The sequence below is a fragment of the Acidovorax sp. JMULE5 genome, assembly GCF_013376875.1.
Classification (GTDB): domain Bacteria; phylum Pseudomonadota; class Gammaproteobacteria; order Burkholderiales; family Burkholderiaceae_C; genus Acidovorax; species Acidovorax facilis.
The window spans coordinates 3,335,433-3,357,239 of the sequence record NZ_CP035951.1; the positions used below are offsets into that span (position 1 = coordinate 3,335,433).

At 67.1% G+C, this 21,807-nt stretch carries 19 protein-coding genes; 9 read left to right on the top strand and 10 right to left on the bottom strand.

From position 1 onward, the window contains the following. Nucleotides 1-93 precede the first annotated feature (93 nt). The 3 genes from EXV95_RS15230 to EXV95_RS15240 all read right to left on the bottom strand — a co-directional run bounded on the left by EXV95_RS15230 (nucleotide 94) and on the right by EXV95_RS15240 (nucleotide 4,114). On the bottom strand, nucleotides 94-870 hold the full coding sequence (locus tag EXV95_RS15230; protein ID WP_176887491.1) for a helix-turn-helix transcriptional regulator: 777 nt from the start codon (nucleotides 868-870) through the stop codon (nucleotides 94-96). 89 nt (nucleotides 871-959) lie between these two features. Next, complete coding sequence (locus tag EXV95_RS15235) at nucleotides 960-1,190, bottom strand: hypothetical protein (RefSeq protein WP_055401716.1); 231 nt, start codon at nucleotides 1,188-1,190, stop codon at nucleotides 960-962. Continuing rightward, the gene (locus EXV95_RS15240) at nucleotides 1,190-4,114 is read right to left on the bottom strand and encodes a DNA topoisomerase III (RefSeq protein ID WP_176887492.1); all 2,925 of its coding nucleotides are present in this window, start codon (nucleotides 4,112-4,114) and stop codon (nucleotides 1,190-1,192) included. The genes EXV95_RS15235 and EXV95_RS15240 overlap by 1 nt, the downstream gene beginning before the upstream one ends. 131 nt (nucleotides 4,115-4,245) lie before the next feature. Between EXV95_RS15240 and EXV95_RS15245 the strand changes: the two genes are divergently transcribed. From EXV95_RS15245 to EXV95_RS15255, 3 genes are read left to right on the top strand one after another with little or no spacing between them, the layout of a single operon-like run. Continuing rightward, on the top strand, nucleotides 4,246-4,848 hold the full coding sequence (locus EXV95_RS15245) for an SET domain-containing protein (protein ID WP_176887493.1): 603 nt from the start codon (nucleotides 4,246-4,248) through the stop codon (nucleotides 4,846-4,848). After that, entirely contained in the window at nucleotides 4,845-5,792 is a 948-nt protein-coding gene (locus tag EXV95_RS15250) for a biotin--[acetyl-CoA-carboxylase] ligase (protein WP_176887494.1), read from the top strand. The genes EXV95_RS15245 and EXV95_RS15250 overlap by 4 nt, the downstream gene beginning before the upstream one ends. 46 nt (nucleotides 5,793-5,838) lie before the next feature. Then, nucleotides 5,839-6,576: an SPOR domain-containing protein gene (locus tag EXV95_RS15255; protein WP_176887495.1), complete on the top strand. Its 738-nt coding sequence runs from the start codon at nucleotides 5,839-5,841 to the stop codon at nucleotides 6,574-6,576. A gap of 45 nt (nucleotides 6,577-6,621) precedes the next feature. On the opposite strand, the gene EXV95_RS15260 is transcribed toward EXV95_RS15255, so the two are convergent. From EXV95_RS15260 to EXV95_RS15270, 3 genes are all read right to left on the bottom strand, one after another. Continuing rightward, a complete protein-coding gene (locus EXV95_RS15260; RefSeq protein WP_176887496.1) occupies nucleotides 6,622-7,623 on the bottom strand; it encodes an MBL fold metallo-hydrolase in 1,002 nt (333 codons plus the stop codon). A 106-nt stretch (nucleotides 7,624-7,729) separates the two neighbouring features. Next, nucleotides 7,730-9,181: a sensor histidine kinase gene (locus EXV95_RS15265; RefSeq protein ID WP_176887497.1), complete on the bottom strand. Its 1,452-nt coding sequence runs from the start codon at nucleotides 9,179-9,181 to the stop codon at nucleotides 7,730-7,732. 223 nt (nucleotides 9,182-9,404) lie between these two features. Continuing rightward, nucleotides 9,405-10,079 (bottom strand): response regulator transcription factor, encoded by a 675-nt coding sequence (locus EXV95_RS15270; protein WP_055394601.1) that lies wholly within the window; start codon nucleotides 10,077-10,079, stop codon nucleotides 9,405-9,407. 118 nt (nucleotides 10,080-10,197) lie between these two features. Between EXV95_RS15270 and EXV95_RS15275 the strand changes: the two genes are divergently transcribed. The 3 genes from EXV95_RS15275 to EXV95_RS15285 are packed head-to-tail and all read left to right on the top strand — an operon-like array spanning nucleotide 10,198 to nucleotide 13,507. Then, entirely contained in the window at nucleotides 10,198-10,854 is a 657-nt protein-coding gene (locus EXV95_RS15275) for a response regulator transcription factor (RefSeq protein ID WP_176887498.1), read from the top strand. After that, the gene (locus tag EXV95_RS15280; protein WP_176887499.1) at nucleotides 10,851-12,266 is read left to right on the top strand and encodes a HAMP domain-containing sensor histidine kinase; all 1,416 of its coding nucleotides are present in this window, start codon (nucleotides 10,851-10,853) and stop codon (nucleotides 12,264-12,266) included. Before EXV95_RS15275 ends, EXV95_RS15280 begins: the two co-directional genes overlap by 4 nt. Nucleotides 12,267-12,316: 50 nt before the next feature. Then, nucleotides 12,317-13,507: a serine hydrolase gene (locus EXV95_RS15285; RefSeq protein ID WP_176887500.1), complete on the top strand. Its 1,191-nt coding sequence runs from the start codon at nucleotides 12,317-12,319 to the stop codon at nucleotides 13,505-13,507. 29 nt (nucleotides 13,508-13,536) lie between these two features. Here EXV95_RS15285 and EXV95_RS15290 read toward each other — a convergent pair whose 3' ends face one another. Continuing rightward, nucleotides 13,537-14,466 carry an N-formylglutamate amidohydrolase gene (locus EXV95_RS15290; RefSeq protein WP_176887501.1) on the bottom strand — a complete coding sequence of 310 codons (930 nt, stop codon included), beginning with the start codon at nucleotides 14,464-14,466 and terminating at the stop codon, nucleotides 13,537-13,539. A gap of 152 nt (nucleotides 14,467-14,618) precedes the next feature. Further along, nucleotides 14,619-15,584: a tripartite tricarboxylate transporter substrate binding protein BugE gene (locus EXV95_RS15295; RefSeq protein ID WP_176887502.1), complete on the bottom strand. Its 966-nt coding sequence runs from the start codon at nucleotides 15,582-15,584 to the stop codon at nucleotides 14,619-14,621. A gap of 107 nt (nucleotides 15,585-15,691) precedes the next feature. Here EXV95_RS15295 and EXV95_RS15300 point away from each other — a divergent pair, with 107 nt between their 5' ends. Further along, entirely contained in the window at nucleotides 15,692-16,639 is a 948-nt protein-coding gene (locus EXV95_RS15300; RefSeq protein ID WP_176887503.1) for a LysR substrate-binding domain-containing protein, read from the top strand. Here EXV95_RS15300 and EXV95_RS15305 read toward each other — a convergent pair. After that, nucleotides 16,612-17,133, bottom strand: coding sequence for a MarR family winged helix-turn-helix transcriptional regulator (locus EXV95_RS15305; protein WP_176887504.1), 522 nt, complete (start codon nucleotides 17,131-17,133; stop codon nucleotides 16,612-16,614). The genes EXV95_RS15300 and EXV95_RS15305 overlap by 28 nt on opposite strands. A 140-nt stretch (nucleotides 17,134-17,273) precedes the next feature. On the opposite strand from EXV95_RS15305, the gene recA reads away from it, so the two are divergent. After that, on the top strand, nucleotides 17,274-18,350 hold the full coding sequence (gene recA / locus EXV95_RS15310) for a recombinase RecA (protein WP_121422935.1): 1,077 nt from the start codon (nucleotides 17,274-17,276) through the stop codon (nucleotides 18,348-18,350). 82 nt (nucleotides 18,351-18,432) lie between these two features. Next, on the top strand, nucleotides 18,433-18,912 hold the full coding sequence (recX, locus tag EXV95_RS15315) for a recombination regulator RecX (protein WP_176887505.1): 480 nt from the start codon (nucleotides 18,433-18,435) through the stop codon (nucleotides 18,910-18,912). A 43-nt stretch (nucleotides 18,913-18,955) separates the two neighbouring features. On the opposite strand, the gene EXV95_RS15320 is transcribed toward recX, so the two are convergent. Next, entirely contained in the window at nucleotides 18,956-21,649 is a 2,694-nt protein-coding gene (locus EXV95_RS15320) for a chemotaxis protein CheW (RefSeq protein ID WP_176887506.1), read from the bottom strand. Nucleotides 21,650-21,807: the final 158 nt, after the last annotated feature.

The following is a 21,807-nucleotide window of genomic DNA, read 5'->3' on the forward strand; positions in this document are numbered from 1 at the left end:
GGTGTGAGACAAGGGCTTGATGGTGCTGCGCGCCGCGCCTTCGCATTGGCCCGGCGGCGTCAATGGCTGTGCGCTGCGCGTCAGCCGCAGCCATCAGGGCCGCAGCTGCGAAGGCGGAAAGCCGAAACGTTCGCGGAAGGCCGCGCTGAAGCGGCTGTGCGATTCATAGCCGCAGCGGGCCGCAATCTCGGACACCTGCAGCGTGGAGCTTTGCAGCAGCACCAGCGCCGTCTCCAGCCGCACATCGCGCAGGCACTGGCTCACGGTCTCGCCCTCTTGCGCCAGGCGGCGCTGCAGGGTGCTCGCGCTGGTGGCAAAGGCGGCGGCGATGCGCTCCACCGTCCAGTCGGCCTGCGGGCTGGGGCCGACCAGGCGGCGCACGCGTTCAGCCCAGCCCAGCTCGCCCGGCGGGGCGAAGACGATGCCCGCCTCGGCCAGCATCAGCAGCACTTCGAGCGCGCGGTGTTCGCGCAGTGCCTGCGAGCTGGCATCGCTCTCCAGCGCGGCCACGGCGCGCGTGAAACTGTCTTCAAAGGTGGCGTCGGCCGCCAGGCCTGCGCAGCCCTGCACTGGCGGGACGGCTGCAAACTGGCCAAACTGGCGGTGAAACTGCTCCACCAACTCGGGCGCAAAACACAGGAGCCGCGCCACATAGCGGCCTTGGGGCGCCGGGTCGTTCACCACCTCCCACTGCGCGCCACGCGGCAGCACAAACACCCGCCCGCGGGGGTAGCGGTGGCCGCCGCCGGGCGTGACCAGGTGCTTGGTGCCCGAGACCACCCAGCCCACCGAATCCATGCGTACGGTGACGGTGTGGATGCGGTGGTGGACCGTGGTGGCTATCTGCAAGGACAGTGCGGTTTCGCCCATCGTTCTTTCCCCTGGGGCTCAAGCGCCATCATCTGCGCGGCGCTGTGCCGGATGATGGCAGGCTTCAGCCGACGGCAGCACAAGCACCGTCAGCGCGTGCGCTCTTTCGTCACGCCCACATCGATGTCGCCAAACACGGTAACGCCGCTGGCACCCTGAGGCTGCTGCTGGCTGGCCGGGTCGCTGGAGCGCGCGGAGCCTGCGGTACTGCTGCAACCACCCAGCGCCCCGGCAACCGCCAAAGCCGCCAGCGTGGTGCGCCAGAAGCCTTGTGCGAACCGTGCGGGCGATGCGGCGTGTTCCGTGTGGAGCGGCTGCATCATTCGCCGCCCAGGTGGTTGCCCAGGATGCCCGCCAGCTCGAACATGCCCGCGCTGTCCTTGCCAAACACGGCGCGCAGCTTGTCGTCGGCGACGATGGTGCGCTTGTCCTTGGGGTCTTGCAGGTTGTGGGCCTTGATGTATTCCCACATCTTCTTCACGGCCTCGGGGCGCGCCACGGGTTCGTTGCCGATCACGGCAGCCAGCGCGGCACTGGGGGCCTTGCCAGCGGCGGCCTTGCGCGGTGCCTTGGTGGCAGCGGTCTTGGTGGCCGGGGCCTTCTTGGCTGCGGCAGGTTTGGCGGATTTTTTGGCTGCAGCGCTTGTCTTGCCTGCCTTGGCAGCTATCGTTTTAGCAGCAGCGCCTGGGCGCGGCGGGAACTTGCTGGGCGCAAACTCAAAGTTGACTTTGCCCGCCTCCTTGTCCCACGCCAGGTGGGCCTTGAAGGCGCGGCGCGTGCGCATGCTCACGAACTTGTCGAGCAGGTCGGTCTTGCCGGTGTCCAGCAGCTTGGTCATCTGCTCGCGCTCCACAGGCTGTTGCAGGATGATCTTGCCGCTTTTGAAGGTGCAACTCGGTGTGGGCTGCGCAGCGGTGGGCACGGCCTTGCTGCACACGTAGTTGCTGCCGTGCTCATGCACTTCCGATCCGCAAATGGGGCAGGCACCCAGCGACGCGTCTTCAAACTCGACGATCTCGCCGGACTCTTCGCCTTTCTTGTCATCGCCAAAGTCGAATTCGAGCTTGTAGTTGTGCGCCTCGTCGTCGTACTTGATGACGATCTCGGACGTGAACGGCCAGCCCGCCTTGGAGCGGAAGCCTTCCAGCGGGCCGATCTTCTTGTCGCGCAGCAGGGCGTTGGCCTCTGCGGTTTCAAACGTGCGGCCTGCGGGCGACTTGCCAAAGCTGAATCCGCAGCCTTCCGAGCCGGGTTTGCCCACGCAGGCAAAGCGGCGGTAGTTCTCTTTGACCACGCCGCCGCAGTTGGGGCACGGCGATTCGAGCGTGGCGTAGTCGCCAGGGATGGTGTCGCGGTCGTATTCCTTGGCCTTCTTGACCATGCGCTCGGTCATGGCGGCGATCTCGGCCATGAAGGATTCGCGGCTGAGCAGGCCCTTTTCCATTTGCGAGAGCTTGAACTCCCACTCGCCGGTCAGGTCGGCGCGGCAGAGTTCTTCGACCTCCAGCCCGCGCAGCAGCGTCATCAGTTGAAACGCCTTGGCCGTGGGGATGATCTCGCGGCCTTCGCGCAGCATGTACTTTTCAGTCAGCAGGCCTTCAATGATGGCCGCGCGCGTGGCTGGCGTGCCCAGGCCTTTTTCCTGCATGGCTTCGCGCAGTTCGTCGTCGTCGATCTGCTTGCCCGCGCTTTCCATGGCGCCCAGCAGCGTGGCTTCGGAATAACGTGCGGGCGGTTTGGTCTTGAGGCCCTTGGGGTCCACCTGCAGGGTGTTGACCATTTCACCGGGCTTCACGGGCACCAGGTTCTGGCCCTTGTCGCCGTCCTTGCCGCCTTCCACCTCCTCCGCCGCTTCCTTGCCGTAGATGGCCAGCCAGCCCGGCTTGACCAGCACCTTGCCTTCGGTCTTGAAGCTGTGGGGCGCCACGGTGCTGATGCGCGTGGTCACGGTGTATTCAGCGCTGGGGAAGAACACCGCCATGAAGCGGCGCACCACCAGGTCGTACAGCTTTTGTTCGGCCTCGCTCAGCCCGCTGGGCGCCTGCAGTGTAGGGATGATGGCAAAGTGATCGCTCACCTTGCTGTTGTCGAAGATGCGCTTGGACGGGCGAATGTAGTTGTTGTTCAGCGCGGTGAGCGCGTGCGGCGCCAGGTGGCGCATGCCGCTGTCGGCCAGCATCTCGAAGGTCTGCTTGGCCACGGGCAGATAGTCTTCGGGCAGCGCGCGCGAATCGGTACGCGGGTAGGTCAGGGCCTTGTGACGCTCGTACAGGCTTTGCGCCAGGGCCAGCGTGGTCTTGGCACTGAAGCCGAACTTGCCGTTGGCCTCGCGCTGCAGGCTGGTCAGGTCGAACAGCAGGGGCGAGGCTTGCGTGGTGGGCTTGCTCTCTTCGGTGACCGTGGCCTGCTTGCCGCGCACGGCGTTGGCAATCGCCTGGGCTTCTGCGGCAGACCACACGCGGTCGGCGCGGGCTTCCACATCCTCGCCCTTCTTCCACTTGGGGTCGAACCACTTGGCGGGGTATTCACCGGCCTGGGCGCCAAAGGTGGCGTGGATTTCCCAGTAGTCGCGGCTGATGAACTTGCGGATCTTTTCTTCGCGCTCCACCACCAGCGACAGGGTGGGCGTCTGCACCCGGCCCACGGTGGTCAGGAAGAACCCGCCATCGCGCGAGTTGAACGCCGTCATGGCGCGGGTGCCGTTGATGCCCACCAGCCAGTCGGCCTCAGACCGGCTGCGGGCTGCACTGGCCAGGCCCGCCATCTGCTGCTCGGTGCGCAGTGCGTCAAAGCCGTCGCGGATGGCCTGGGGCGTCATGGATTGCAGCCACAGGCGCTTGACCGGTTTGCCCAGGGGCTTGGCGCCGCCAGCGTATTGCTCGATCAAACGGAAGATCAACTCACCCTCGCGGCCCGCGTCACAGGCGTTGATGAGTTGCGTCACGTCCTTGCGCTTGGCTTGCTTGACCACGGCGTTCAGGCGCGTCTTGGTCTTGTCCACGGGCTTCAGGTCGAAGTACGGTGGGATCACGGGCAGGTGCGCAAAGCTCCACTTGCCACGCTTCACGTCAAACTCTTCGGGCGCCTGGATCTCTACCAGGTGGCCCACGGCGCTGGTGACTACATAGCGGTCGTTCTCGAAGTGGTCTTCGTGTTTGTCGAACTTTCCGGCCACGGGGGTCAATGCGCGCACGATGTCTTGCGCGACAGAGGGTTTTTCTGCAATTACCAGGGTCTTGGTCATTTTGGGGCTCTCGCCAGTCATTCTGGTTGCCCGGGTTCCGGGCGCTTCTACAATTCGGGTCTCACGCGCATGCACACGCATACACGCGCACGCACACATGTGTGCACTATCAAGTTAACAGAGTTTTTGCCATGCCCCGCTCCGCATCGCCTGCCGCCCCCACCCTTGCACCGGGCCGCCGCATCCAGACCCGGCGCTCTGGCGTCCATGGCAAGGGCGTGTTTGCCGTGCAGGATATTGCGGAAGGCGAAGTCCTTGTGGAGTACACGGGCGAAGTGATTGGCTGGCAGGAAGCGCAGGACCGGCACCCACACGACCCCCTGCAACCCAACCACACGTTCTACTTTCATGTGGATGAAGACCACGTGATCGACGCAAAGTTCGGCGGCAATTCGTCGCGCTGGATCAACCACAGCTGCAACCCCAACTGCTACGCCGATGAGCGGGACGGCCGCATTTTTATCACCGCGCTGCGCAATATCAAGGCGGGCGAAGAGCTGAACTACGACTACGGCCTGATCATCGAAGAGCGCTACACCAAGAAACTCAAGGCCGAATACCCCTGCTGGTGCGGCAGCAAGAACTGCCGGGGCACGCTGCTGGCGCCCAAGCGTGGCTGGGCACCACCGGTGCCGTTGCCACCATCCAAACCCTCTCTAGCCCAGTCTTCCGCCAAGAAAGCCAAAGCCCCCAAAGCGCCTTCAACCACCAAGCCACGGGGCCGAAGCCAGTGAGCGCCGCCTCCCCCATCCGCTGGCCCGCCGAGGCCATCTGGGAAGCGGTGTCACCGCTGTTACCGGGCTTTACCGTCGAGGTGCTGCCCACCATCGACTCCACCAACACCGAGCTGATGCGCCGCGCGCGCAACGGCCAGTGCGAGCCCACGCTGCTGGTGGCCGAGCAGCAGACCGCCGGGCGCGGGCGGCTGGGACGGGTGTGGCAAAGCGGTGTGGATGTGAGCAGCGCCGGGCCGCCCCAAGCTGCGAAGGCCCCCTTGGGGGGCAGCGCCGCACGCGAAGCGGCAAGCGTGGGGGCCATACCATCCCTCATGATGTCGCTGGGGCTGCCGCTGGCGCCGCAGGATTGGTCGGGTCTCTCGCTCGCTGTGGGGGTGAGCGTGGCTGAAAGCCTGCAGCCCGTGCTGCCCGCTCTGGGCGCCGACCAGCCCGCGCGTGTGGGGCTCAAGTGGCCCAACGACCTCTGGCTGGGCGGCACGGCGGGTGACCGCAAGCTTGGCGGCATCCTGGTGGAGACCGCGAGTTTTGTGGCGCCCCAGGCAGCCTCTGCTGCAACAGCCAGTGCCAGCACCGCACGGTATGTGGTGGTGGGCATCGGCATCAACGTGCTGCCGCGCAGCGCCGAGGGCATGAGCATGCCGCCCGGCAGCTTGCAGGACGTAGAGCCCGGCCTGGACGCCCCCTCCGCCCTGCTGCGCATCGTGCCCGCGCTGGTGGCCATGCTGCAGTCGTTCGAGGGCTACGGCTTTGGCCCCATGCAGCCCCGCTTTGCAGCCCGCGATGTGCTGCAGGGCCGGGCCGTGACGCTGAGCGACGGCCACACCGGCACGGCGCACGGCGTGGGGGACGATGGTGCGCTGCTGGTGCACACTGCGGGCGGCATGCAAGCCATCACGAGTTCCGAAATCAGCGTGCGGCCCACTGCGGTGCCTCCGGTGTGAAAAAGCTCCCTTTGTTGATCTCGATGTTCCTGAAAGGCCGCGCTCCATGCTCCGTCTTGCCGTGATCGCACTGCTGCTGGCCAACGCGGGCTACTACGCGTGGTCGCAAGGGCTGCTCAAGGACTGGGGCTTTGCCCCCGAGGTACAGGCCGAGCCGCAGCGCATGAACCAGCAGATCCGACCCGAGACGCTGCAGATCCTGCGTGTGAACCCCAGCAAAACCTCTTCCTCCTCCTCTTCTTCGTCCTCCCCCCCGCCCTCTCCCTCCACCCCCGGCACGGCCACCGTATCGGCCGACGTGGCGTCTTCCGCCGCCTCCTCCCCACCCCCTGCCGATACCGCCGAATGCCTGCAGGCCGGTGTATTTGACGAGCGCCAGGCCGACGCCCTGCGTACCGCCGCCGCCAACCTGCCGCCGGGCAGCTGGCTGCTGGAGCCCACGCCCATCCCGGGCCGCTGGATGGTCTACATGGGCCGCTTTGAAGACCTGGAAACGCTGGACCGCAAACGCGCCGAACTGCGAGCCCGCAAGGTAGACCACGACCGGGCAGGCGGCACACTGGAATACGGCCTCTCGCTCGGCCGTTTTTCGTCCAAAGAGGCCGCAGAGCGCGAACTGGCCAACCTGGGCAACAAGGGCGTGCGCACGGCCCGCGTGATCCAGGAGCGGCCCGAGTCCCCCGGCTTCACGCTGCGCCTGCCCGCCGTGACCGACGCACTGCGCCCGCAGTTTGATGCGCTACGCAGCGCCATGGCGGGCAAGACGCTGCGCAACTGCGCGTAACCGCAGCAGCTGCGATGGCAGGGCCATCGCTTGCGCCGCCGGTTGTCACATCGGGACGGCGCGCGTCTCGCCGTGGCGCATGAGCCAGACCCGGTCCTGCGGCAGGCCGCGCTGCGCCAGTGCAGCGGCCACGTCGCGCGGAGGGTGGTCAAACGCCTCCTGCGTCAGCATGAACGTGCCCCAGTGCACGCCCATGGCCTGCTTGGCGTCCACATCCAGCATCAGCTGCACGGCGTCCTCGGGGTTCACGTGCATGGGCTTCATGAAATCGCGCGGCAGGTAGGCGCCGATGGGCAGGGCCAGGAAATCCACGGCCCCCAGGCGCTGGCGGATGGCCTTGAAGTCGTCGCTGTAGCCCGTATCGCCCGGAAACAGAAAACGCCAGGGGTCCCCAGCGTCCGGGCGCGCCCATTCCAGCGCATAGCCGCCCCACAGCGAGGCGTTGGTATCCCACGGGGTGCGGCGGCTCCAGTGCTGGGCGGGCGTGAAGTGCACCCGCACACCCGGGGCGATGTCGGTGTGTTCCCACCAGTTCAGCTCGGTCACGGGGCCCATGCCGCGCTGGGTGAACCAACCTCCCAGGCCCAGGGGCACCACAAAACGCGGCGACTGGCCCGCGTCGCGCAGGCGGCGCAAGGTGCCGTAGCACAGATGGTCGTAGTGGTTGTGCGAGATCAGCACCACGTCGATGGACGGCAACTGCTCGGGGGTCAGCGGTGCCGGTACGCGGCGTGGTGCGCCAAAGCGGCCGAGTGGCCCGGCAAAGCCGCACAGCGTCGGGTCCATCAGCACGTTCAGACCCGCCACCTGCAGCAGGATGGACACATGGCCCAGCCAGGTGACGACCGGTGCCTGCGGGCGCTGCGCCAGACGCGCGTGGTCCACGGGCGCGCTCCACTGCCGGGCAAAGGCTTCATAGCCCCCGGCGGGGTCCGAGCGGGGTTTGAAATCGCCGCGCAGCGAGCGCCACACCATCTCGTACCAGGGGAAATTGCCAATGACGACGCCGGGGTGGGTGTTGACAAAACGGCGGGGTGATGGAGGCATGGTGGCAGCTTGGGGTCAAAGAGGTCGCATGATGCCGCAGCCCAGCGCGGGGCGGCGGGGTGTAGTGCATCGCCCCTGCGGCGTGCCCGTATTCGGGCGGTGCTGTTCAGCCGCCCGCCACCTCATCGCGCGCGGCAAAACGCACGCTGAAGCGCGCGCCCGGCGGCTGCTGGCCCGGGCGTGCGTCTTCGAGCGTGACCTCGGCGCCGTGCTTGCTGGCGATCTCCAGCACGATGGGCAGGCCCAGGCCGGAGCCGTCGGCCTCGCTGCCCAGCGCACGGTAGAACGGCTGGAACACCAGCTCACGCTCGGCCTCGGGCACGCCGGGGCCGGAGTCTTCGACCTGCAGCATCAGCACATGGCCAAACGTATCGGCCAGCACGCGGGCCGTGACCACGCCCGGCTTGTCGGGCGTGGAAGGTGTGTAGTTGAGGGCGTTGTCCACCAGGTTACGCACCAGTTCCTTGAGCAGCGTGGGGTTGCCGTCGAGCATCACGCCGGGCGCGCCGGGCTCGGCACCGTCGTAGCCCAGGTCGATGTGTTTCTCCAGGGCACGCGGCACCGAGTCGCGCACCACCTCGATGGTCAGGCGCGCCAGGTCACACGGCTGGCGGGCAAAACCCACGCCGCTGCCCTCGGCGCGCGCCAGCGCCAGCAGCTGGTTGACGGTGTGTGTGGCGCGGATGCTGGAGCGGCCAATTTGCTGCAGCGAACGCTTGAGCTCTTCCGTGCTGGTGCCCTCGCGCTGGGCCAGGTCGGCCTGCATGCGCAGGCCTGCCAGGGGTGTTTTGAGCTGGTGCGCCGCGTCAGCGAGAAAGCGCTTTTGCGTGGCCAGCGAGTCGTTCAGGCGCTGCAGCAGGTCGTTCACCGACGCCACCAGCGGCGCCACTTCGAGCGGCACCGTGCGGTCGTCCAGCGGGGAGAGGTCGTCGGGGTTGCGCGCGCGGATGCGCTGCTCCAGCTGGTTGAGCGGCTGGATGCCCCGCGCCAGCGCCAGCCACACCAGCAACACGGCCAGCGGCAGGATCACGAACTGCGGGAGCATCACGCCCTTGATGATTTCGGTGGCCAGCACGCTGCGCTTTTCGCGCGTTTCGGCCACCTGCACCAGCGCCACGGGGGTATCTGGCAAGGGCAGGCGCACCCAGATGTAGGCGACGCGGATCTCGATACCGCGCATTTCGCCGTCGCGCAGGCGCACCTCGCCGGACATGGGCACCTCGTCGGCGGGCGGCTCGGGCAGCTCGCGCTCGCCGGAGAGGAACTCCCCGCCGGGGCCCAGCACCTGGTAGTAGACGATGTCGGACTCATCGGCCCGCAGGATCTCGCTGGCAGGCTGGGGCAGGTTGAACTGCACCTTGTTGCCCGCCACGCCCACCAGCTGGGCAAGGGCGTGGGCGTTGTATTCGAGCGCCCGGTCAAACGGCTTGTTGGCCAGGCCCTGTGCCACCAGCCAGGTCAGCGCCAGGCTGACGGGCCACAGCAGCAGCAGCGGCGTGAGCATCCAGTCGAGGATTTCGCCGAACAGGGATCGCTGCTCTCGCTGGAATATTTTCAAGGCGTTCGCCGTGGTGTTTTTGAATGATATTGGCCTCTAGCGCTTATCCATCAAGCGCCAGTAGCTATATTTTTATGAGCATTCATCAGCACGCAATCGCAGCTCACAGCCTGCGAAACTGGCGCAGCCCAAGCCAGTGCACCCGTGGAACTGGCTTCGCCAGGCCACCGGGTGCGTCCCCCTTCAGGGGGAAGGCGCCGAAGGCGACTCAGGGGGTGCATCTTCATCCTGGAATCTTCTCAAGGCAGTAGCCGAGGCCGCGCACGGTAGCAATGCGGATGGGCCCGCCTTCGATCTTCTTGCGCAGCCGGTGGATGTAGACCTCGATGGCGTTGTTGCTGACTTCTTCGCCCCACTCGCACAGGCGCTCCACCAGTTGCTCCTTGCTCACCAGGCGGCCCGCGCGCTGCAGCAGCACCTCCAAGAGGCCCAGCTCGCGCGCCGACAGCTCGATCATCTTGCCGTCGATGGTGGCCACGCGGCCGGCCTGGTCGTACACCAGCGGGCCGTGTTTGATGGCGCTGCTGGTGCCGCCCATTCCCCGCCGCGTGAGGGCGCGCACGCGGGCTTCGAGCTCCTGCAGGCTGAAGGGCTTGGCCATGTAGTCGTCGGCGCCAAAGTCCAGGCCCTTCACACGCTCTTCCACGCTGTCAGCGGCGGTGAGGATGAGCACGGGCAAGGCGGAGCCTCGGCCGCGCAGCTTTTTGAGCACCTCCAGCCCGTGCATCTTGGGCAGGCCCAGGTCCAGGATGAGAAGGTCGAATTCGTTGTTGGTCAGGAGCGCTGCATCGGCCTCGGTGCCGCTGGCCACGTGGTCCACCACGGCTCCCGAGGCGCGCAGGGTGCGCAGCAGGCCATCGGCCAGCACCTGGTCGTCTTCGGCAATGAGAATGCGCATGCGTTGTCTCCTGGTGAGGTGGCGGCGGTCTGGTGCCGCGCCTGTGCTGTGATTTTAGGCGTCTGGCTCCCGCCTGGTCTTTGGTTTCGTGCAAGCTTGGGCGGGGACAATCACCGCCATGCACATCCTGCTCATTGAAGACGATCTGGACCTGGGACAAGCGCTGCTGCAGGCCCTGCAGCTGGACGGCTTCACGGTGCAATGGCTGCGTAGCGTGGCCGCCACGCCGCCAGTGCCAGACGCCAACGACATTGCCGCCGTGCTGCTGGACCTGACCCTGCCCGACGGCCAGGGCATGGCGCTGCTGCGCCACTGGCGGCGCGCGGGGCTCGCGGTGCCCGTGATCGTCATCACTGCCCGCACGGCGCTGCAGGACCGGCTGGACGGCTTGGACGCCGGTGCGGACGACTATGTGCTCAAGCCCTTTCACGTGCCCGAGCTGCTGTCGCGCCTGCACGCGGTGCTGCGGCGCAGCGCCCGCCAGGCCTGCGAGGAATGGACATTGGGCACACTGCGGATTGCGCCCCGGCGGCATGAGGCCTGGCAGGGCGACGCCCTGCTGGCCCTGTCGCCGCGCGAGTTCCGCCTGCTGGTGGAACTGGCCCGCGAGCCCGGCACCGTGGTCGCCAAGAACGTGCTCGCCCAGCGGCTCGAACCGCTGGGCGATGCGCTGGACGCCGCCACGCTGGAGGTGCATATCTCCAACCTGCGCAAGAAGATTGGCGCCCAGCGCGTGGTCACGGTGCGCGGCGTGGGCTACCGGCTGCAGCCATGAAGTGGCCTGTCCTTGCACACGGCGCATGGAACCGCTGGTGGGGCCCCAGCCTCACGCGGCGCACCCTGCTGGCGCTGCTTGCAGCCATGGGGCTGGTGTGGCTGGTGCTGCTGGCGCAGATGGCCTACACCCACTACGAGACCATGGGCACCAACCCGGGCGTGCGCCAGCTGGCACAGGGGCTGGCAGTGCCGCTGGCCTCCATGCCCGACCCGGTGGAAGCCCGCGCGCTGGTGCGCGGCACGGCACAGACGTTCAACGCCATGCGCCTGGACGTGGAACTGCTGCAGGGCGAGAAAGTCGTGCTGCAGCTGCAGGACACGCACGGGCAGCTGTTTCATAGCAGCGCCGCCGACCTCCCCGCCGTTGCCCTGGCCGGCCCGTCCGGCCACGCCAAGTTGGTGATTGCAGGGCGCTCGCACTGGGCCGCGTGGGAAACCTCGGGCGCGTGGCGCGTGCTGGTGGCAGAGCCCCTGTTGTCCGACGCGCGCCTGCTCAGCTTCATGGGCGAAGACCTCGCGGCCTCGGTGCTGCTGGCGCTGCCCCTGGTGGGACTGCCGCTGTGGCTGGCCGTCCGCACGGGCCTGCGCCCACTGGCGCGGCTGGGTGCCCAGATCGCGGCGCGCTCTGCCCACGACCTGCGCCCCCTGCAGGACCTGCCCCCCGAGCGCGAACTGCGCGGGCTGGCCCAGGCATTCGACCACTTGCTCAACCGACTGCGCGCCCACCTGGCACGTGAGAAGGCGCTTGTGCACGACGCGGCCCACGAGCTGCGCACGCCCATGGCAGTCATTGCCACCCAGGCCCACGTGCTTCTCCAGGCACCCGAGGGCCCCGCGCGGGCGCGGGCCTCTGAGGCGCTGATGCACGCCGTTGAGCGCGCGGCCCACCTGAGCGAGCAATTGCTCACGCTGGCTGCGCTGGAGGAAGCCCCGCCCCCCAGCGCCGAACGGCAGGACCTGATGGCCTTGCTGCAGGACTGCCTGGCGCAGCGCATGCGCTGGGCGGACGAGACGGGCGTGGAGCTGTCGCTCGAAGGGCCCGATGCCTGGGTGCTGGCCTTTGACCGCCAGCTGCTGTGGTCGGCGCTGGGCAATGTGCTGGACAACGCCCTCAAGCATGGCTGCGGACCGGGCGCCGGGCACGAGGTGCAGTTGCGCGTGAGCCAGGACGGTGGCGACGTGGTGGTCTGGATTGCCGATGACGGCCCAGGCATTGAGGCCGGCGAGCAGACACGGGTCTTCGAGCGGTTCTGGCGTTCGCCACGCGCGCGCAGCAGCGGCTCCGGCCTAGGGCTCACCATCGCGCAGCAGGCCATGGGACACCTGGGCGGGCGGGTCACTGTCGGCACGGGCCTGCAGGGCCGGGGCGTGGGCTTCACGCTGCGCTGGCCAGCTGAGACCTTTGGGTAGGCCCAAGGTTCGCGTTCCAACAATCGGGCATCTTTTCTTTGCGAGATGCCATGAACTTCCTGAATTTCCTTGCGGCGCGCGGCGCCGTCCTCTCTCGTCGCCGCTGGCTGGCCGCAGCTGGCCTGGGCACCCTGGTGACCGCCTGTGGCGGCGGTAGCGACGATGGCGCTGACGCCTTGCTGGAGCGCCTGCAGTCGCAGGCCAGCAAGCTGGTGTCCCAAGGCGTTGTGGGTGCGGCCACCGGCTGGACGGATTCCACGCGCGCCCAGGTGGCGGTGGCCGGGCTGCGCAGGTTGGGCGGCACCGCCGCGCTGGAGCGTGGCGACCTGATGGCAATTGGCTCCAACACCAAGGCCATGACGGCGTGTGTGGCCGCCAGCGTGGTGGACCAGGGCCTGCTGCGCTGGGACAGCACGCTGGCGCAGACGCTGCCCGGATTGGCCCGCGAGGCCCTGCCCGCCTACCAGGGTGTCACGCTGCGGCAATTGCTGGACCACCGCGCGGGTGTGATGGCATTCAACAAACCGGAGGATGTGGCGATGTTCCTCGGCGAAGTGGGCACCGACGTGCTCACCCGACTGCAAGCGCCCGCCGAAGTGGAGGACTTCTTCCTGCAGTGGCTGCTGCGCCAGGCCCCTGTCCGGGGCACGGGGGCCGACCCGGATTTTGCGTACTCCAACGCTGGCTATGCGCTGGCGGCCCGCATGCTGCGCGCCGCCACGGGGCAGGACTGGGCAGACTTGCTGCGCCAGCGCGTGGCCCAGCCGCTGGGCATCTCCCTGTTCGTCGGCGAGCCTTTGCGAAGGGGTAGCGACCAGCCCGCAGGCCATGCACTGGAAGGTGGGCAACTACAGCCCCAAAGCTTGGCCGGGGCGCCCGAGCGCGCATGGCTGGAAATCCTGAACCCAGCCGGCGCCGTGAGCCTGACCGCGCGGGACGACGCCCTGTGGCTGCAATGGCACCTGCACGCCCTCAGGGGTGACGCCACGCCCCTGCCCCGCAGTTACCTGCAGGGGCTGCAAGAGCTGGCACGCGCTCCTGCCAACCGCTATGCGCTGGGGTGGATCACGCACGCCATGCAGGGCGCAGGCTGGCTGTTGCACACGGGTGAAACCGGCGGGTTTCAGGCGTTGTCGCTGGTGGCCATGGACGGGTCGCGCGCCGCCTTTGCGCACAGCAACATCGCCACCGAGGACAGCATCGCGCTGCTGTACGAAAGCGTTTCTGTACTGCTGGCCTGAGAAGCGGTTCTGAAAGCGGCTCGCCCCTGTCAGCGCGGATCGTGCGCAAGCAGCCTGCGCACCAGCGCCTGCAGGTCGGCCTGCAGCCGCGCCATGCCCTCGGGCACCTGCGCCAGCGTGCGCTCGTCCATGTAGAGCTTGCGGTTGATCTCGACCTGGATGCTGTGGCGGTGCTGCGCAGGGTTGCCATAGCGGCGCACCAGCTCCACGCCTTTGTAGGGGTGGTTGTATTCCACGCTGTAGCCACACGCGCGCAGGTGATCGCAGATCAGTGCGGACAGCGCGGGGCTGGCCGTGGTGCCGTCGCGGTCGCCCACCACGAAATCGGCGTGTTCGAGGCCCGGAAACTCGGTGGCAAAGCGCCCGGCCACGGCGGGCATGGAGTGGCAGTTAAGGTGGATGCTGTAGCCGTGGCGCGCATGGGCGGCATCGATGGCCTGGGCCACTGCCGCGTGGTAGGGGCGCCAGCATTGGTCGATGCGCGCACGCACTTCGGCCACGGTGAGCTGGCGGTGGTAGATGGGCTCACCCTCGTCGGTGAACTTCCAGATCAGGCCCTTGCCCAGGCGCACCTTGCTGAGCACCTTGGGGTCGGTGGAGATGGGGTCGGTCCATTCGCCGTCGATCAGGCTGGTATCCAGCTCGGTGGTGTCGCGGTTGGCATCAAGGTAGATGCGGGGGAAGTGGGCCTCGACCCAGGCCACGCCCAGCGCCGGGGCAAAGGCGTAGATTTTTTCGACGTGGGTGTCTTCCGCACGGCGCAGGGTGGCCAAGGCGAGGGCGGAGCCAAAGTCGGCGGGGTACTGAGTGCCGCTGTGGGGAGAGTCAAGCACCAGCGGTGTACTGCCGGACACCGCAGTGACAGTGGCAGATGGTTGCGTGGCCTGCCCGGGTGAACCGGTGGCTCCCGGTTGGGCGTGCTGAAAGCGGTGGTGGATCAGTTTCAAGGCTGAATGCATAGGCAGAGTGTGCGCAAAGGAGGGCGGCTGGCCTAGCCGCCCAGACCGGGATGTGACTATGGTTATCCCTGAAGACAGGGCAACCACTGCATCGTGAACCCAATTCACAGCATCCCGGCTGTGGCCGGTACGGGGGTACGGGGGGGCGGAGATCAGTCCAGCACCACGTTGGCATAAGCGGCCACGCGCTTCATCTTGTCGATCTCGCTGGCGATCTGGGCGGTGAACTCCTTGGGCGTGGTGCCCGACGGGTACAGCCCCTGGCCCGCCAGGCGCTCGCGCACCGCGGGTTCCTTGAGCGCCTGGGCCACGGCCTGCTGGATGCGTTCTACCGCAGCAGCGGGTGTGGCTGCGGGCGCCACGAGGCCAAACCACGACGGTTCGTTGGCCTGCTTGTAGCCGAGCTCGCCATAAGTAGGCACATCGGGCAACACGTCCAGGCGTGCGGGCCAGGACACGGCCAGTGCCTTGAGCTTGCCGGATTTGACGTGTGGCAGCGACGAAGCGACCTGGTCAAAGTACACCGCCACCTGGCCTGCCAGCACATCGTTGATGGCCGGGCCTGCACCACGGTAGGGGATGTGCACCATGGAGGTGCCCGTGCTGCTCTTGAACAGCTCGCCCCACATGTGGCCGATGGTGCCGTTGCCTGGCGTCGCGTACGACACCTTGCCGGGGTTGGCCTTGAGGTACTTCACCAGCTCCGCAAAGTCCTTGACGGGCAGCACGGCTGGGTTGATCACGATGACGCCCGGGGCCTTGACGATCTCGGTCACGCCGATGAAGTCCTTGGTTGGGTGGTAGGGCAGCTTGGTGTACACGGCGGGGTTCACGCCGTGGGTGGACAGCGTGGCCACGCCTATGGTGAGGCCGTCTGCCGGCGCGCGGGCCACTTCGGCCATGCCGATGGAGCCGCCTGCGCCGCCCCGGTTTTCCAGCACCACGGGCTGCTTGAGGATGCGGGCCAGCGACTCTTGCAGGCTGCGGGCCGTGATGTCCGTGGCGCCCCCGGGTGGGAACGGAACAATGATGCGCAGAGGCTTACCCTCCTGCGCCAAAGACATTCCGGGAGCGAAAGATACGGCGGCCAGCATTGAGAGCAGATGACGGCGTTGCATGGGCGTTTCTCCTATGAGTTGCATTGAGGTTAAAGGATTCAATGCGCTCTACCAAGCAATGGATATGCCTGATAACATTCCCATTTGGAATGATTTGATTACTTACTATGTCATCCCTTCGCCGCCTTTCACCACCCCTTCACTTGCTCCGGGCGTTCTCCACGGTGACGCGGTTCGGCGGGGTCTCCCGCGCGGCCGAGGCCCTGCACCTCACGCAAAGTGCGGTCAGCAAGCAGATCAAGGAGCTGGAGACCTGGATCGGCGTGCCGCTGTTCGAGCGCAGCCGCAAGCGCCTGGCGCTCACTCCCGCTGGCGAGCGCTATGAAAAGGCCGTGCGCGGCGTGCTGGCGCAGCTGGAGGCGGCCACGTTGGAGCTGATCACCAGCGATGACGGCGGCGGCGCGCTGCACCTTTCCAGCCTGCCCACGTTTGCCGCCAAGTGGCTCATCCCACGCCTGCCGCAGTTCCAGCAGCAGCATCCGCAAATCACGCTGCACTTTGTGCCCTATGTGCACAGCTACGACTTCACCCGGCCCGAGCTGGACTGCGCCATCCTGTTCGGCGACGGCCACTGGCCCGGCGCGCACGCCCACCACATCACGGGCAACGAGGTGGCCCTGATCGCCCCCCGCACCAAGGTGGCCGACTGGCCCATCCACACCCCGCGCGACGTAGCTAGCTACACCCTGCTGCGCCACGTGACCGTGCCCGAGGCGTGGTTGCGCTGGAGCGAGACGCACGGGGTGGAGGCCCTCATCGACCCGCTGGCCGGGCCGCAGTTCGACCAGTTCCAGACCATGATCCGCGCGGTGATGGCCGGCATGGGCCTGGCGCTGGTACCGCGCTGCCTGGTGCAGGACGAAATCACGGCGGGCCTGGTGCGCGAGCCCCTGCCGGATGCCAACCTGCGCGGCGGCTATCGGAGCGATGTGGGCTACTGGTTCTGCTATCCCGAAGGCCGCACGCAGCTACATGCGCTGCAATGCTTCAGGGAATGGCTGCTGGCGTGCGCCGAGCCGGTGGGTGCTCAGGTTTCGGTGTCGCCGCCCGCATAGGCCTCCAGCCCAATCGCCACCACGGTGGCAACGTCATTGCCCACTTCGGCGCGAAACTCCGCCTCGGCCTGCGCCACTGAATCCCGGAACGCTTGCAGCCACGCCAGGCCGGTGGGCGTGAAGCACACGCGGCGCGCCCGCGCATCCAGCGGGTCTGGCTGGCGCGTGACCAGCCCCCAGGCCTCGCACTGGTCCACCAGGTTGGCCATGGCCTGCTTGGTCATGCCCGCGCGCTGGGCCAGGTCGGTCAGCCGGTCGCCCTGCAATGCCAGGTGCCGGGTGATGTGCACGTGCGCAGCCGTCACCTGGTCGCGTGCTGCCAGGTTGGACAGCGCCAGCGGCACCTCCACATTGCGCGCCATGAGCTGCAACACCCGCGCATCGAAGCGGCGCAGGGCACTGCCCATCAGGCGGCCCAGGTGGGTTTGGCGCCAGCGGTCATCGTGGCCCGGGAGCGGCGCAACGGAGGCGGCAACAGGCGAAAAATCGGTCATCACCAATTGTCAGGCAAACTGACTAAAAATTGCTTTATCTCGATTCCATTGCTCGCATAAACTACTGTTCAAGCATCCAGCCTGTGATTAACCGCAGAGCGATGCAAGCATCCAACCTGTTGTTTTTCAAGGAGTTTCTCATGGACGTCGCAGTCAAAGGCACCAACCCCGCATTGCCCGTGAACACCGAAAAGGCCAAGGCCCTGGCCGCCGCGCTCGCCCAGATCGAGAAGCAGTTTGGCAAGGGCACGATCATGCGCCTGGGTGAAGGTGAGGTGATCGAGGACATCCAGGTTGTCTCCACCGGCTCGCTGGGCCTCGATATCGCGCTGGGCGTGGGCGGCCTGCCCCGTGGCCGCGTGGTCGAGATCTATGGCCCGGAATCGTCGGGCAAGACCACGCTCACGCTGCAGGTGATTGCCGAGATGCAGAAGCTGGGCGGTACCTGCGCGTTTGTGGATGCCGAACACGCGCTGGATGTGCAGTACGCCCAGAAACTGGGGGTGCAACTGTCCGACTTGCTGATCAGCCAGCCCGACACCGGCGAGCAGGCCCTGGAAATTGTGGACAGCCTGGTGCGCTCTGGCGCAGTGGACCTGATCGTGGTGGACTCGGTCGCCGCGCTCACGCCCAAGGCCGAAATCGAAGGCGAGATGGGCGACGCCTTGCCCGGCCTGCAGGCCCGCCTGATGAGCCAGGCGCTGCGCAAGCTGACCGCCACGATCAAGAAGACCAATTGCATGGTCATCTTCATCAACCAGATCCGCATGAAGATCGGCGTGATGTTCGGCTCGCCAGAAACCACCACCGGCGGTAACGCGCTCAAGTTCTATGCCTCCGTGCGCCTGGATATCCGCCGCACCGGCACCATTAAGAAGGGCGACGAAGCCATCGGCAACGAAACCAAGGTCAAGGTGGTCAAGAACAAGGTGAGCCCACCCTTCAAGACGGCCGAGTTCGACATCCTGTTCGGCGAGGGCATCAGCCGCGAGGGCGAAATCATCGACATGGGCGTGACCGCCAAGATCGTGGAAAAGAGCGGTGCCTGGTACGCTTACAACGGCGAAAAAATCGGCCAGGGCCGCGACAACGCGCGTGAGTTCCTGCGTGAGAACCCCGACCTCGCCCGCGAGATCGAGAACAAGGTGCGCGAAGGCCTGGGCATTGCGCTGCTGCCTGGCGCACTGCAGGCCCCTGCCGCCACTGCGGACGAGTGAACTCCGAAGTTTCAAGCAAAATTGGCTGCTAGCGCTTGATTGGCAATCGCTAGTAGCTATCAAATTTGAAGCAAATAAATTCATGGGGTTCACCACGCTCTCGCTCAAGGGCCGGGCCCTGCGCCTGCTAAGCCAGCGGGAGCATTCCCGCAGCGAGCTGGCCGCCAAGCTGGCGCCCCATGCAGAGAGCCCCGAGGAGCTGGCCGCCCTGCTGGACCTGCTGGTGGAGCAGGACTGGCTGAGCGACCAGCGCGCGGCCCAATCCCTGGTGCACCGCCGTGGCCCCCGCCTGGGTGCAGCCCGCCTCGTTCGGGAACTGCGCAACCGGGGAGTGGCCGATGAGCTGGTGCGCGAGGCCACGGCCCCGCTGCTGGCCACCGAGGTGCAGCGTGCCCGAGAGGTATGGCAGCGCAAGTTTGGCCAGGTGCCGCTGGACATGAAAGAACGCTCGCGCCAGGTCCGCTTCCTGATGGCACGCGGCTTCACGATGCATGCCATCCAGAAAGCCATTGGTGGCGATACGGACGGCGACACGAATGACGAGGACCCTGGCGCCACCTGACCCAACCAGGCAGCGTCCGCAAGCTAGGCCAGGCCAGGCCCGGTCAGCGCTGCGTTGTCAACTCTGCAACAGTACTGCTGGCTGAGGGTGCCGCAAGCACCTCGGGTGGCAAGGGTACCCACCGGGCATCCAGGCCATTGGGGTCCACCACATACACGATGGCCTGGCCCGAGCCTCGGTCGCTCAGGATGCCCGTGATCCATGGGGCATGTGCGGACACGCTGCCGGGCACTGGGTGCACGCTGTCCTGCGACACCACGCCCACCAGACGCTCCACCAACAGCACCACCGGGCGGCCCTGGCTCTTCACCACGACCGCCACGGCCCGCCGAGGGTCGGCCAATGCAGACAGGCCCGCAATGCGGCAGGCGTCATAGGCGGGCGCCATGCGGGTGCCGCCTTCGTGGGCAATCTCCAGCATGCCGGCCAGCTGCGCCGGGCCCGGCACCTGCACCAGACGCGCGGCCGACATGGCCTGCTGCACGTGCACGCTGTCAATGGCCAGCAGCAGGGCGCCACAGGCCACCACACCATAGCGGCGCACATTGCCGCCCGCCCCTTGCGCAGATGACTGCGGCAAGGCCAGGGCACCGCCGCTGGCCACGGCGGGCTGTACGGGCATCAGCAATACGGAGTACACGGGTTCCCGGTATCCATCGTCGCGCTTGAATTCCCGGTATCCGGTGCTGACCGCCACACCCGCCAGATAGTCCTGCCCTTGCCAGTGCACGCGCTGCGCGGTGGCGGGCAGGACAGACGCAGTCGCCGCAGAGGAAGTTCTTGCGCCCTGCCCGGGCTGCCGCCCTGCGGCGGCGGGTGGCACTGCGGCCCGTGCGATATCTGACACAAAAGGCAGCACAGGTTGCGCACCGCCCTGAGCGGCATCCATGCCATCCTCGTCTGCGCTGGCCAGCACGCGCCCCTGCGCATCGGTGAAGAAGCCGCGCATGCCCTGGCCCTGCGGCAGTGCGTCGCGCAGCATGGCCTTCAGCTCGGTGGCGCAGTTGAAGGCCAGCGCGATGCCGCCCACCACCGGGCCGCCCGGCGCAGCGCGCAGCGCGGCGCAGTACACATAGGCGGGCAAGCCATCGGCCAGCGCCTGGGGCTGCATGGGCGACACGGCGTAGGCCTGCGAACCTTGCAAGGCCAGGGTGCGCCGGACCAGGTCGGCATCCAGTGGCAGGTCGGCGGGCAGCGTGTTGGCATCGCAGGACACGGCCACCACACGCCCCTGGCGGTCAAACAGCGCCACGCGCCGGTACACCGTGTAGAGGCTGTTGAGGTGCGCGAGGATCTGTGCCGCGCGCTGTGCTGCAGCGGCTGATTGCCCGGGCGCGCCCCGTGCCTGGATGTCACCCAGCGCATGGGTCAGTTCTTCGGACAGCGCCCACCAGCGGCAGTCGTTGGCACGTTCGTAGAGGTTGCGGTCCATGATGCGGACCGCCAGGCCCGCATGGGCCTTCATCTCGGCGCGGCGCCCTGCCAGCAGCAGTCCGCGCAGTTCCTGGATGGCACCGTCGAAGACGGCAATGGTGTCCTTGCCCGTGCGCCCGATCTGGTCAAACACAGCATGGATCGACGAGCCTGCGCTCACCGCCGATTCGGCCACCTTGCCATTCCAGATCACGCGGGTAAGCCCTTCTTCGATGGCGCGGGCGCGTTCCACAATGGCGCGCAGCATGGGATCGTCCACCTCCATGCGCGCGGCCTCAGCCGTCGCCGGCGCGCCACCGCCCCCTGCCGTCTCCTGCATACCTTGCTCGCCCTTGAACGCCGCATCCAGCCGCACCAGCGCCACCGCCCGCCAGGGCAGGCCTTGGTAGCCCTGGTAGCCCCGGGTGGTGCGCGCCTGCGCCAGGTAGTCGTGGCCCCGGTGGGTGCAGGGGCGGGCGTCGGGCGACTGCAGAGAGCCAGTGGCCAGGACCTCGCCCACCGAGAATTCAGCGGGCTTGCTGGACGCAATGACACGGTCACTTCCATCCACAAGCAGCAGCGCCACGCGGTCCTCGGGGTCGCGCAGGTCGGCAAAGATCGACTCCAGCTCGGAATGGAGTCCAAAGCGCAGCACCACGGCCCCGCAGGCGCGCCCCTGCGCCGATACAACGCGGTGCACATACAGCAGCAGATCGCCTTCGCCGGGATACCAGTCCGAGGCACCGTAGTGCTCGCCATAACCGGGCCTGTCCATCGCACCCCGCCACCACGAGGGTTCCTGCACAACCAAGGCCTCGGTCACCTGCCGGTCTTGCAGGCCCAGCAACGGATGGGCACAGGCATCCAGCAGCAGGATGTCGTCATAGACGGTGTATTTGGCGCGGTACTCTTGCAACCGCTGGCGCAGCAGCGTGGCGGCATCGGGGTCGCCTTGGACTCCCGCAGCCTCCAAAAAATCCACCAGCGGTCCATCGGTGGCGATGAAGCCGACATCGGCCGTGCGCTCGAAAAGGTTGCGCACCAGAATATCGATGGCCACCTGGGCGCGGGACGCCAGGTCGCCCATGCGGTTGCTCAGGTGGGTGGTGGCAATGTGCTCCACCATCTCCTGGGCCAGCGTAGCGAACGCGGTACGCGTCTGGTCCAGGGTATGCAGGAAACCCGCCGCCTCGCCCGGGCACACGATGCGTGCAGTGGTGTCGATGACCTCCCAGCGAAGATCCAGGCGCTGCAACGCAGCTTCGAGCTTCTGCAGCGACCGCATCTGCGGCGCCACGATGTCATAAGACAGTGGAAAACCCATCAGCCCCCCCAAACATACGGCGTGCGCCAGTGGGTCTGGCGTGGTCAGCGGTCCGGAATCAGCTTAAACGATTCCGCCGGGGACGCCCATAGAAAAAACGCGCCAGGTCTGGCGCGTCGAAAACCTGCCGGGCAGACAGGAGGGTGGGGAAACCCGTA